11 protein-coding genes are annotated in these 12,538 nt (G+C 58.5%); 4 read left to right on the forward strand and 7 right to left on the reverse strand.

What is annotated here, in order from left to right; all coding sequences use genetic code 11:
- The first annotated feature begins 40 nt into the window (after positions 1–40).
- The 4 genes from G3N95_RS12255 to G3N95_RS12270 all read left to right on the forward strand — a co-directional run bounded on the left by G3N95_RS12255 (position 41) and on the right by G3N95_RS12270 (position 5,606).
- Positions 41–1,159, forward strand: a complete 1,119-nt coding sequence (locus G3N95_RS12255) for a tyramine oxidase subunit B (protein WP_205970249.1) — start codon at positions 41–43, stop codon at positions 1,157–1,159.
- Between the two features lie 229 nt (positions 1,160–1,388).
- On the forward strand, positions 1,389–2,720 hold the full coding sequence (locus G3N95_RS12260; protein ID WP_205970250.1) for an MFS transporter: 1,332 nt from the start codon (positions 1,389–1,391) through the stop codon (positions 2,718–2,720).
- A 118-nt stretch (positions 2,721–2,838) separates the two neighbouring features.
- Positions 2,839–4,566 (forward strand): dihydroxy-acid dehydratase, encoded by a 1,728-nt coding sequence (locus tag G3N95_RS12265; protein WP_205970336.1) that lies wholly within the window; start codon positions 2,839–2,841, stop codon positions 4,564–4,566.
- A gap of 296 nt (positions 4,567–4,862) precedes the next feature.
- Positions 4,863–5,606 (forward strand): GntR family transcriptional regulator, encoded by a 744-nt coding sequence (locus G3N95_RS12270; protein WP_205970251.1) that lies wholly within the window; start codon positions 4,863–4,865, stop codon positions 5,604–5,606.
- Between the two features lie 159 nt (positions 5,607–5,765).
- Here the strand turns inward: G3N95_RS12270 and G3N95_RS12275 are convergent, their stop codons facing one another.
- The 7 genes from G3N95_RS12275 to G3N95_RS12305 all read right to left on the reverse strand — a co-directional run bounded on the left by G3N95_RS12275 (position 5,766) and on the right by G3N95_RS12305 (position 12,505).
- Complete coding sequence (locus G3N95_RS12275) at positions 5,766–6,647, reverse strand: shikimate dehydrogenase (RefSeq protein WP_205970252.1); 882 nt, start codon at positions 6,645–6,647, stop codon at positions 5,766–5,768.
- A 76-nt stretch (positions 6,648–6,723) separates the two neighbouring features.
- Positions 6,724–7,755: a proline racemase family protein gene (locus G3N95_RS12280; protein WP_205970253.1), complete on the reverse strand. Its 1,032-nt coding sequence runs from the start codon at positions 7,753–7,755 to the stop codon at positions 6,724–6,726.
- Between the two features lie 121 nt (positions 7,756–7,876).
- Complete coding sequence (locus G3N95_RS12285) at positions 7,877–9,160, reverse strand: FAD-dependent oxidoreductase (protein WP_205970254.1); 1,284 nt, start codon at positions 9,158–9,160, stop codon at positions 7,877–7,879.
- On the reverse strand, positions 9,157–10,173 hold the full coding sequence (locus G3N95_RS12290) for a 4-hydroxyproline epimerase (protein ID WP_205970255.1): 1,017 nt from the start codon (positions 10,171–10,173) through the stop codon (positions 9,157–9,159). The genes G3N95_RS12285 and G3N95_RS12290 overlap by 4 nt, the downstream gene beginning before the upstream one ends.
- Positions 10,174–10,313: 140 nt before the next feature.
- Positions 10,314–10,979 (reverse strand): amino acid ABC transporter permease, encoded by a 666-nt coding sequence (locus G3N95_RS12295; protein WP_205970256.1) that lies wholly within the window; start codon positions 10,977–10,979, stop codon positions 10,314–10,316.
- A gap of 10 nt (positions 10,980–10,989) precedes the next feature.
- A complete protein-coding gene (locus G3N95_RS12300) occupies positions 10,990–11,661 on the reverse strand; it encodes an amino acid ABC transporter permease (RefSeq protein WP_205970257.1) in 672 nt (223 codons plus the stop codon).
- Positions 11,662–11,671: 10 nt separating this feature from the next.
- Complete coding sequence (locus G3N95_RS12305; protein ID WP_205970258.1) at positions 11,672–12,505, reverse strand: amino acid ABC transporter ATP-binding protein; 834 nt, start codon at positions 12,503–12,505, stop codon at positions 11,672–11,674.
- Positions 12,506–12,538: the final 33 nt, after the last annotated feature.

Here is a 12,538-nt window from a genome sequence, read left to right on the forward strand (position 1 = left end):
TGTCTATCACTCACTCTCCTTTTGAAGAAAGGTTAGCCATATGTACCCGAAAATTGACTTCGTCTATCTTTCAGAGCCCGACATGATCGAAGCCGGTGTGCTGGATGCCGCGCGTTGCGTGTCCGTCTGCGAGGAAACCTTTAGCCTTCTCGGCAAAGGCGATTATCTGATGGGGGGGCCCAATCACAACAACCACGGCATGAATATCGTCTTCCCGAAAGAAACCCGATTCCCCAACATGCCCGTGGCGGGCCCGGACCGCCGCTTTGCGGCCATGCCGGGATATCTGGGCGGGCGGTTCGATATCTGCGGAAACAAATGGTACGGATCGAACCACGCCAATGCGGAGAAGGGATTGCCGCGTTCGATCCTGACCATGATGCTCAACGACAAAGACACAGGCGCACCGCTGGCCCTGATGTCGGCCAATCTCCTGAGCGCCGCACGCACGGGCGCGGTGCCGGGCGTCGCCGCGAAGCACCTCGCGAACAGGGATGCGCAAACCGTTTCGGTCATCGGTTGTGGTCCGATCAACAAGGCGTGTTTCACTGCGATCATGACCCAGCTCGGCTCGGTGAAGAAGGTCATCTGCTTCGACGTCTTCCTCGACAAGGCGAATGAATTCGCCGGCTGGGTCGAGAAAACGTACGGCATCCAGGCCATCGGCGTCGATGAGGCCGAAAAGGGCTTCCGCGATGCGGACGTCATCACGATCGCAGCGTCACGCCTGAAGCCGCTTTACTTCAAGGACGAATGGATCAAGGAAGGCGCCACGCTACTGGTGTCCGGTCCGTTCAATACCGACGAGTCCTTCCTGACGAACTGCAAGATCGTCTTCGATCACACGCCTTTGCAAGAAGCGTATGTTGAAGACGCTATCGCGTCCGGCAACAAGGACGCGTACTACGGCGGGGTGATCGGCGGCCCGTTCTACCGCCTGATCGACGCAGGGAAACTGCCGGCACTGACGGATTCGACCGGTCTGGGTGACGTCGTGAACGGTGACAAGCCGGGCCGTGAAAACGCGAAAGAGCGCGTGATCTTCATTGCCTGCGGGATGGCTGTCTTCGATATCAGCTGGGGCTTCGAGATGTACCAGATCGCGCAACAGAAGGGCATCGGCCAGTCGTTGAATCTGTGGGAAAAGCCCAGCATGTGATGGAACTCGCCGAGATGACGTGCGGGCTTACCGTGGGCTCACTTTCTCGGATCTGGCCGCGCGTCGTCTCGATTGGTTTGCCTGCATGTGTCTGCTAACGCAGCCCGCAATCCGCGCGGTCGGTCCTGCGCGGATTGCGGCTGCTTCAGTCGAAACGGAAGTCGCAGCAGGACCACTACCCATCACGTTTCGACTCACTAACGACCGCTATCCTTATCGCATCCACTCCATGTCAATCGACCACGCAAATCAGACAGGCACGTTCGCGCTCGGCGAGGCCAATCACGATGGTCTGTATCGAAAGGTCACCGTACGCCTGATCACCCTGTTCTTTCTCTGCTACTTTGCCGCCTATCTGGACCGGATCAACATAGGTCTGGCAAAGCTTCAGATGCTTGACGCGCTTGGCTTCAGCGACAGCATCTACGGCCTTGGAGCGGGACTCTTTTTCGCTGGATACATTGCGTTCGAGATACCGAGCAATCTGATCCTGCAAAAGGTCGGCGCCAAAGTCTGGATCGCGCGCGTGATGATCACATGGGGAATCCTGTCGGGCGCGACGATGCTGGTGAAAACGCCGGTCCAGTTTTACGTCGTCCGCTTCCTGCTCGGTGTCGCCGAGGCGGGATTTGTCCCGGGTGTCCTGCTGTATCTCTCACAGTGGTTTCCCTACAATCGACGGGCTCGCGTCGTGGCCTTGTTCATGATCGGGATTCCGCTGTCGAGCCTGATCGGCAACCCGATCTCCGGCTGGCTCATGAATGTCATGGATGGCGTGCGCGGACTCGGTGGCTGGCAGTGGCTATTCCTTCTGGAAGCGCTGCCCCCGGTAGTGCTCGGCGGATTCGTCCTCTGGTGGCTTCCAAACAGCATTGAAAAAACCCCATGGCTCGATACCGGCGAGAAACAAACGCTGCTTGCAAGCCTCGATGACCACGTGGGCGGAGAGAGACTGTCGTCGTTGCCCCACGTGTTCACTGACAAAAGGCTATGGATCCTCGGCCTTATCGACGTATGCATCATGATCGGCGTATACGCCACCAGCTTCTGGCTACCGTCGATACTTCGCGATACAGGCGTACGTGATCCATTCGAGATCGGCCTGTGGATGGGAATTCCCAACGCGGCGGCCGTGATCAGCATGCTGCTCTGTGGATGGAGTTCCGATCGCGCGAGCGAGCGTCGATGGCATATGGCCGTTCCGTGCCTCGTGGCAGGCTGCGGGCTGTTTCTGGCGGCAGTCATGCCGCACACCACGGGTATGACGGTACTACTGTTCTCGCTGATCAACGCGGGTGCCGCTGCGACTATACCGGTGATCTGGACGCTACCGCCGACCTTTCTCAAGGGAACCGGGGCAGCCGCGGGCATCGCCATGATCACCTCGCTCGCAAACCTGGGCGGATTTATCGGCACCTCTGTTCTCGGTTGGCTGAGAGACCAGTTTCACTCCCAGAGTGCGGGGCTTTACGGGTTCGGAGTGTGCATGCTGATCGGATGCATCCTGGCCCTTTCGTATCCGGCAGACAAGGTCGAATCATCGCTTCGCGAGCCAGCCTGATCCGGTGCGAATACGCATCCAGACGAGCGAATGAGTTCTTTCATCTTATTCACGGGATTTTCTTCTTGGGTACAGGGCGCTGTTCGCCCCGTTGTTTCCGATATTTGATGAGGTCAGCATGACTAGCATAGTGCGGTCGCTTCGCAGTGAAGCATGGTTCAAACGCATCGATAACACGGGCTTCGAACACCGAACTCATTTGAAGGCCCGCGGTGCCCCTCCCGACATGTTCGAAGGGCGTCCCGTCATTGGGATCGCCAATTCAGCGTCTGATCTGGTTCCATGCAACGCACATCTAACGGGCATCGCCGACGCGGTCGTCAAGGGCGTGCTCGAGGCGGGAGGATATCCGTTGGTATTTCCGACCATGTCCATCGGTGACATGTTGATGCGGCCAAGCGGCATGCTCTTCCGAAACCTGATGAGCATGGAACTCGAGGCAACACTTCGCGCAAATCCGCTAGACGCCGTGGTCTTACTGTCCGGATGTGACAACACGGCGCCGGCCTACATGATGGGTGCTGCCAGCATCGACCTGCCGACCATTCTCGTGCATGGCGGCGCGATGATCAGCGGACGCGTCGGAGCCCGGACCGTGGGTTCCGGTACCGACATCTTCAGAATGCATGCCGACTATCGCGGCGGCAGGATGTCTAAGGCAGCGTTTCTCGACGCCGAATACGGCATGTCGCGCAGCAATGGACACTGCAACACGATGGGTACGGCATCGACGATGGGTTCGATTGCCGAAGCCCTTGGCCTCAGTCTGACCGGTACTGCGGCTATTCCGGCTGTAGACAGCCGGCGCTACAGCTCTTCGCAACTGGCCGGCCGCCGGATTGTCGAAATGGTCCGCGAGGATTTGACCTTTTCAAAAGTCGTCGACCGTCGCGCACTCGAAAACGCGATCCGCGTCAACGCCGCGCTCGGCGGGAGCACAAACGCGATCATTCACCTGATCGCGCTCGCCGGACGCGTCGGCATCGAACTGACGCTCGATGATTTCGAAAAGAACTGCGCCGGCATTCCGCTGATGGCGAACGTGCTGCCGAACGGCAAGTTTCTCGCGGAGGAATTTTACGGCGCTGGCGGCGTACGTGCACTCATGGGCGAACTGCGAAGCAAACTGCACCTCGACGCATTCACTGTCTCGGGAACGACCGTTGGCGAAAACCTCGAAGGCATCCAGTCGACTGATACGGCTGTGATCTCACGCCTCGACGAGCCGGTCAAGCCACAAAACGCATTGCGCATTCTGCGCGGCAATCTCGCGCCGGGTGGCGCGGTGATCAAGCCATCCGCGGCCAGCCCACGGCTGCTCAAGCATACGGGACGTGCGGTTGTTTTCAACGACGTCGAAGATCTGGATGCGCGGATCGACGATCCGAACCTCGACGTCGACGCCGACAGCGTCCTCGTACTGAAGGGAATCGGGCCGCGGGGCTATCCCGGCATGCCCGAACTGGGCAATATCCGGCTGCCGGCTAAATTGCTAGCTGCGGGTGTCACCGATATGGTGCGAATTTCGGATGGACGAATGAGCGGAACGGCTTATGGAACTGTCGTGTTGCACGTTTCGCCCGAATCGTCCATCGGCGGACCGCTTGCGCTCGTCCAGGACGGTGACTTGATTTCCCTCGACGTCGAACACGGTGTCGTGGAGTTGCAGGTTCCGGATCAGGAACTGGAGCGCCGGCGCACTGAACTCCGACTGTCGCCGGCATCCAGCGCTCGCGGTTATGAAAGGCTGTTCATTGAGCACGTGCTGCAGGCGGACAAGGGGCTCGACTTCGACTTTCTCGTGGGCAGCAGCGGTAACGCCGCGCCGCTGCGACGTCCGTTCTAGCGCACATGCTGCTAGGCGCCGAACAAGGCAGCGACCGGCCCCGATCGCAGCGGAAACGGCATGATCAGCTCCAGCGATTGGAAATCGTCACACTAAAGCAACATGTAGAATGGTTCAAGGCATCATGTCGGCATTGGCACGCCCGTTGAACGCCGTCAGTCAACGTGAGGGCGCGGAATTGATGCAGCCCTTTCAGCGTTGGCATTGACATTGTCGGCATATCGTCGACAATAAATAACCGGAACCGGGAAGGCATGAACTTTTGCCAGTACCGCACGAAATGATTGGGACGAACCATGGCAAAGGCATCAACTGAAACTCAGCCGGTGAAAGAAACGGGCGCGGTCCGTGTCTACGGAATACTGCGCGACGAGATTCTTAGAATGCAGCTCGCTCCGGGCACGCCGCTCGATGAAATTGGTCTCGCGGAAAGGTTCAACCTCTCCCGCTCGCCGATACGGGAAGCGCTGGTGCGCCTCTCGGGCGATGGTCTGGTTCAGATCCTGCCGAATCGGAGCACGGTAGTGACGCCCATGGATTACCGGCGTATCCCGGAGTTTCTCGATGCCCTCGATCTGCTCCAACGGGTGACTACGCGCCTCGCGGCTTTACACCGGACGGCCTCGGATCTCGCAGTGATACGTGAAAAGCAGAAGGCATACGAGAAGGCAGTCGCCGCCAGTATCAAGACGTACGACAGTCTATCGATGATCGACAAAAATTATGAGTTTCATATGGCCATCGCCAAGGCGGGGCGCAACATTTACTTTGCCGATCTGTATCGTCGACTGCTGGATGAAGGAAGACGAATGCTTCATCTTCACTTTGAGTACGAAGCGCTGGGTTCAGAGTTGAGCGTAGAAAAGATGGCGGCCGGTCACGCCGATATCGTCAACGCGATTGAGGCGCGCGATGCAGACCGTGCAGAGGAATACGCCCATGACCATGCGATGCAGTTTCGAGGGCGCTTTATGAATTTCCTGAATCGCAATCTGACTGCTGGAATGCCCTTGAACATTCAGTTGGCTGAGACCGAATAGGCGACACAGCCTCTGTATCCGCAACCGCACGATATTGTGCAGGCAGCATGACCGCACACACTTGCCTGTCCGCTGCCCACTCTACGCAACCAGCGCGAGAAAACATGCCCACCCTGGTCGCATCTCTGACTACCTGAGACATGCATCGCGACTGGCCTTTCAGGCCGCGGGCTTCATCATCTCAAGCACCTCATCGGGGAAGAGCAGCGTTCGCACGACGGAATCGTCGCGACGCAACATGTTGCCAGCCTCCGGAAAGCCGAAGAAATCGAAAAAGAAAGGCGTCTGGAGGATCAGCATGTCGAAGCCCGGCTGGACCGCGTTACCCCTTGCCATTGCAGCGCGTAGCAATGGGGTGGGCTGATTCTTCATCAGGATGTCGCAAACCTGCGCAGAACGATCAAGCCGTTCGGGCGGCACGGGCAGGGGATCGTCTGACTTCAGTCCCAACGGAGAGGCGTTGATCACCAGGTCGAAACCGGCGGGATCGTTGGAAGGCGGCACCATCGTCTGGACGCCATACTGTGCCTCGATTGAATGAGCGAGTTGGTCGGCCCTGGTCGTATCTGGATCGAACATAGCCAGCACCGACGGCCCCGCAGAGGCGAGCGCAGTCGCAATAGCCGAGGCGGCGCCGCCCGCGCCGATCAGCAGAATTCGCTTGCCGCGATATGTCATCGCATACCGCTCAAGGGACTTGACGAAGCCCAGCCCATCGAACAGATCGCCCTCGAGTTCCCCGGCGGCATTTTTGCGAATCGCGTTGACAGCATTCGCGGTTGCCGCAGCCTTTGAACAATGATCGACAAGCGCCGCTGCACCCGGCTTGTGCGGGATCGACAGCACGATTCCGGCCGTAGTCGGCGAACGGAACAGCGCTCGCACAACGTCCGACAGGTCCGATGCCGCGACCTGCAGCGGCACCATGACGGCGTCGATACCGCACAAAGGCAGTACCTCGTTGAATACTTCAGGCGTACGAACCTGCGAGATTGGATCAGCAATCGTATAGAAAACGCGAGTCTTTCCAGTGATAGTCATATCGTTTGTACTCCAAAATTTCATACGTCGTTCCGACACCCCGTCGATGAGATGTCATATAAACCCCGGTAACCTCTCACTTCGAGCCGATTCCTTCGCCCCATGTATCGCTGAGCATGAATCCCGCCGCGAGGGGATCATCCGGGTCGACGCCCAGTTGCTGAATGCCATAGATCCAGGCTCGTCCCTGAACGCGCGGCAAGACTGCCGCTTTAGCGCCGACTTCGGTCGTGCCGAGCATCTCGACCTGGAACTCCCCGCCGATTGTCGATCGCGAAGTCAAGACGCTTCCGACGCGTACCTGACCACGAGCTGCGAGCGTGGCCAGGTTTGCCGAGCTGCCGGTACCGCACGGGGAGCGGTCCACGCGGCCCGGCGGCAGTGTCGTGCAGGTCTGGTAGATATCGTCGCTGACGCGATTACGGAACATCACGTACGCAATCTCGTTGATCTGCGGATACAGCGGATGTTCGATATGGACCTGCCCGTTGATGATGTCCTTCAATTGCACGCCACGCTCGGCCAGTTGTCGTGCGTTTTCTGGCGCAATGGTCAACCCAACCTGGTCGACGTCGACAAGGGCGTAATAAACCCCGCCGAATGCAATGTCTGCGCGAATTCTCCCGAACTCCGGCGTGTCGACCTCGAAATCGAGGTATTCGACGAATGCCGGGACCATGTCCAGCGAAACGCTGATGCAGCGTCCGTCGCGGCACGTCGCCCGAGCCGTCACGAGTCCCGCGGGCGTGTCGAGCACCACCGTCGTCTGCGGCTCCTGCATCTGCACCATGCCCAGTTCCAGCAGCGCGGTAACGACGCAGATCGAATTGCTGCCTGACATCGGATGCGCCTTGTCCGACTGCAACACGAAGAAACCGGCATCCGCTTCGGGACGGGTCGGCGGTAGCAGCAGGTTCACCGACATCTGCAGACAACCCCGAGGCTCGAGGACAACCAGTCGCCGCAAGCTGTCGTCGACTTCGTTGATATAGTTCATCTTGTCGAGCATCGTCTTACCGGGAATATCAATGACACCCCCTGTGATGACCTTGCCGATTTCACCTTCGCAGTGTACGTCGACGAGTTGCAGCGTCTTCTTCCAGCGCATGATTGCCTACCTGTATTGACCTTCCAGACCTGATTCTTCTCTCGCCGTCATTTCGTCAAGCCGGACGGAGAAGGACCGCGAATTTCAGTGCGCAAATGGCGACGTGGCACCACCGCGAATTTCATGCATAACGGTAAGCGCTAAACGGCGTCATATTGAGTTCCGGCGTGCGTGCACTCACCAGATCAGCGACGAGTCGTCCCGTGGTCGCACCGAGCGTCAAACCCAATTGCCCGTGTCCGAAGGCCATCACGACATTTTCGAGTCGTCGCGAACGATCAATAATCGGCTTCGTGTCCGGCAGGAATGGGCGATAACCCACTCCAAACTCGACGCCATCGGTACGAAGTTGCGGCAAGATCCGCCTCGCTTTCTCAAGGATGATTTCCGCACGCCGGAAATTCGGCTGCGCTCCCCGGCCGGCGATTTCAATCGTTCCGCCAATCTGCAGTCCGCGCGTCATGGGAGTAAAACAGAACCCGCCATCGGCATAGATGATGGAATGTCTGATCTCGACACCAGAATCCGGCAAAAGCGCCTGATAGCCTGCAATGCCTTCGAGCGGAACGCGTACGCCAAGCGCATCGAAAAAGCGACGCGACCCGGTGCCGGCAGCCACCACAACGTGATCGGCAGCAACAGCGTCGCCGTCGCCGAGCGTCACGCCACACGCTCGTCCACCCTGCTCATCGATGCGCCTGGCCTCCGAGCGGATACGACGGCCACCCCGCGCAAGAAAACTCTCGGTCAACGCCGCAACGAAGCCTTCTGTGTCGCCCACCGAGCGCCAGTCCGGAAACAGCAGGCCATGCGCAAAGCGGCCTTTCAATGCAGGCTCCAGATCGCCGATCTCGGCGGGCGAGAGGCGCTGTGCCTTGAATCCGAGTGATGCGCGCAGTTCGAGATGCGGCTGTTCGCGCTCAAAGTAGGCAGAGTCGTTGAAGACCTCGATGATCGGTCGCTCACCCATCAGCGCCTTGTCACTGCACTCACTCAGCAGAGGTGCGTAGTCGGCGTAGATGTTTCGCGTGAGCGATGACAGCGATTGCGCGATATCCACGATCTTCGATTGCCGCGCGCAGGACATGAACCGAAAGAACCAGGGCAAAATGCCGGGCAACGCCCCCGGCCGCATGGCGAGTGGGCCATTCTGATCCATGAGCCACCCTGGCACTTTCATCAGAATTCCAGGCTTCGACAGCGGAATGATTTCACTGACCGCCATCTGCCCACAACTCCACTTCGCCGTGCTATCGCCGGGCGCCGCAGGATCGACCAGCGTGACGGCAAAACCATTTCGCTGGAGATAAAGCGCACAACACACCCCTACAATGCCGCCGCCGATCACAACGGTTCGCGCGACGGCCGCGTTGGAAACCGCTCCCTGGACAGGTACGGCGCTCACTTCGTGAACTCCTGCAGGCTGAAGCCGTGTGCATACGGTTCGCCATCCTCGACGTAATGCTCGCCGCGTCCCGTGATCCACGCGCGGCCTTCAATGCTCGGAAACACGGCCTCCAGCCCGCTCTCCAGTCGCGTCCGTCCTTCGACACGGCCAGTGAACCGACTGCAGATCAGGCTTTCATGCCTGAACGGCTGGCTTTCTCCGAGCAGACCGCGGGCGAATCGCTGCGCCACGCGCGCAGACGTGCCCGTGCCGCACGGCGAGCGGTCAACGATCGTGTCGCCTGCAATGACCACCGAACGACCGTCGGAATCGGCCGCCACTGGTTTTCCCGTCCACATGCAGTGCTTAACGCCACGGATAAGCGGATTGTCCGGATGAACCACATCCAGCGCTTTGTTGACGAGTCGCTGCGTCTCACGCCCCCACTTCAGCAACTGGTCCGGAGAAAAATGCTCGCATCCCGGGTACGTGTCCTGCACTTCGACGATCGGATAGAAGTTGCCCCCATACGCAATATCGACCCGCAGCTTGCCAAAATGCGAGTGCGTGATTTCAATGTCCCGATGAAGCAGGAAGCTGGCGACATTCGTGAAACGAACGGATGTGACCCGACCGTCCGCCATCGTGTAATTCGCTTTCACCTTGCCCGCCGGGACATCGACTATGACCTGTCCGGGCTGCTTCGGAACAATGAGCCCCGTCTCCAGTGCAAACGAGACCGAGCCGATCGTTGCATGTCCGCACATCGGCAGGCTGCCGGAGGATTCGATAAAGAGCAGGCTGAAATCGGCATCGGCCGTAAGCGGCGGATAAAAGATCGTGCCCGACATATGACCATGACCGCGCGGCTCAAGCGACAGCGAACGGCGGACCCAGTCATGCTTTTCAATGAAATAGAGGCGTCTGTCGTTCATGGTTGCGCCGTGGAGTTCCGGGCCGCCTTCAATCACCATGCGTACCGGCATACCTTCCGTATGACCCTCGATGCATTTGAACGTGTACCTGGACATATTTATGTACCTCTTTGAAATAGCTGTTTTACCCTGCTGTCTAACGCGAATGTCGCGATGGACAGGCGATCATCCATCAGGCTGTTGCCGGCTTCGATCCTGATCGGCGAAATGCGTGACCTAAGCACGCCAAGGCTTCGTCAATAGGCGAACCGCCTCAGGAAGCGCGTTTCGACCACGCCTACCAGCCGGGTCAATGGAAAGGCCACGAGAAAATAGATAATGCCGACAATGGTCAGAAATTCGATTGGCCTCGCCGTGCTGTTCGAAATGTTCTCGCCGACAAACATCAGGTCGGCGACGCCCACCGACGAAATAAGCGCGCTCTCTTTGAACAGGCTCACGATGTTCGAGAGCAATGGCGGGATGGCCCGCAGCAGAGCCTGCGGAAAGATGACGTAGAGAATCTTCGCATGCGGTGTCAGACTCAACGCAATACAGGCATCGTGCTGCTCGGCCGAAATCGATTTGAGAGCCCCGCGAAATGTCTCGCTGGTAATCGCCGTCATGTAAAGCACCAGAGCGATGACCACGCAAACGTACGGCGGAATGTTCACTCTGAACACGATCGGAAAACAGAAGTACACCCAGAACAACTGGATCAGTAGCGGCGTGCCGCGGTAGAACTCTACGTATAAGGTCGTCGCCAGCGTCATCAAACGCCCAGGGGACATTCGCAATAAACTGAGCACGAAGCCCCCCACGCCGCCAAGTACCGCGCTGGTTGACGTGAAGGCCAACGTGAGTCCAAGCCCTTTAATGAGAACCAGCCAGTAAGGCAGAACCACCGAGAAATCGAGATGCATGATGTTCCTCTTAGCGCTGCATTGCAGTGTCTTGCCGGCGCTCGATGATATGGACCAGCCGCGCGATAGGCAAAGACAGCGCAAAATAGATGAACGCGACCACCGTGTAGGTCTCGAGCGGCCGGTACGCCTCCGTTGCGAGACTCTTGCCAACGTACATCAGGTCCGCGACAGCGACGATCGCGACAAGCGCACTTTGCTGTAGCGTGCCGATGCCGTTCGTCATCATCACGGGCATCGCACTGCGCAGCGCTTGCGGAAGTACTACGTAGATAGTGCGCTGCCATGATTTCAGCCCGAGCGCGACACATGCGTCCAGATGCTCCTTCGGCACGGCCTGCACGCCGGCGCGATAGGCTTCCGCATTGAACGCGGTCAGGTTCAGGCCAAGCGCCAGTACACCTAGCGTGATGGGATCGATAAACACGTCGACCATCATCGGGATGCAGTAGAAGAACCAGACGATCTGCAAAAGTTGCGGCGTGCAGCGGAAGAACTCAATGAAGAGTTGCGCAGGCCAGCGCAGGAATGCCGAACGGCTCATGACGACTAGGCACAGGAGGAAGCCGAGCACAACGCCCATCGCATTCGCCGCAACAGCGAGCTCCAGCGTCACACGCAGTCCCTCAAGGAGTTTCCCGGCACTGCCCGCGAGGAAGTCGAAGTCGAAGTGATAGTTCATGGTTTCGACCTCACTCAAGGTGAAGAACTTTCTGCAGAAAATCGCGTGTCCGGGTTTCCTTCGGGCATTTGAACATTTCCGCGGGCGCGCCTTCTTCCACGACGTTACCGTCGGCACAGAAAACGACGCGCGTAGCGATATCACGGGCGAAATGCATATCATGCGTGACGATCATCATCGCCATTTTTTGCTCGGCAAGCTGAAGCATCACGTTTTGCACTTCGACGACCATTTCCGGATCGAGTGCCGAAGTGACCTCGTCGAAGAGCATAAGCTTCGGTTCCAGCATCAATGCTCGAGCAATGGCGACGCGCTGCTTCTGCCCGCCCGAGAGTTGGCTCGGATACGCGTGCAGCTTGCTTTCAAGTCCAAGACGCGCCAAATACATCCTCGCGCGCTCCGTCGCTTCCGTCCGGGAAAGGCCCCCCACCTTCACAGGCGCGAGGATCAGGTTGCTGAGCACGGACAGATGCGGAAATAGCGTGTAGTGCTGGAACACCATCCCGATCTGCTTCTGCAGTTTCAGGTCGATCTTGCGTGCTCTGGCCGAGTCGGTGCCGTGAATGTACGGCTTGCCGAGAAAGCCGATCTCTCCGCCCTGGATGCTTTCCAGGCCCATCATGACGCGAAGCAGCGTGCTTTTGCCGCTGCCACTCGGGCCGATAATGACCAGACGGTCGTCGGCGCGCATATCGAGACTCATACGGTTCATCACAACAAGTTTTTCACCGTACGATTTATAAACGTCACGCAACCTGACAAAGTGGGAAGGCGCCGTGCCAACTGCCGGGCGATTATCCGGTGCGGTGTATGACTCAACGATCTTGATCTGAGACGATAACATCAACGTTTCTCCCGCGACGCGCGTGGGGAGCGC

It is taken from the genome of Paraburkholderia sp. Tr-20389 (genome assembly GCF_017104565.1).
GTDB lineage: Bacteria > Pseudomonadota > Gammaproteobacteria > Burkholderiales > Burkholderiaceae > Paraburkholderia.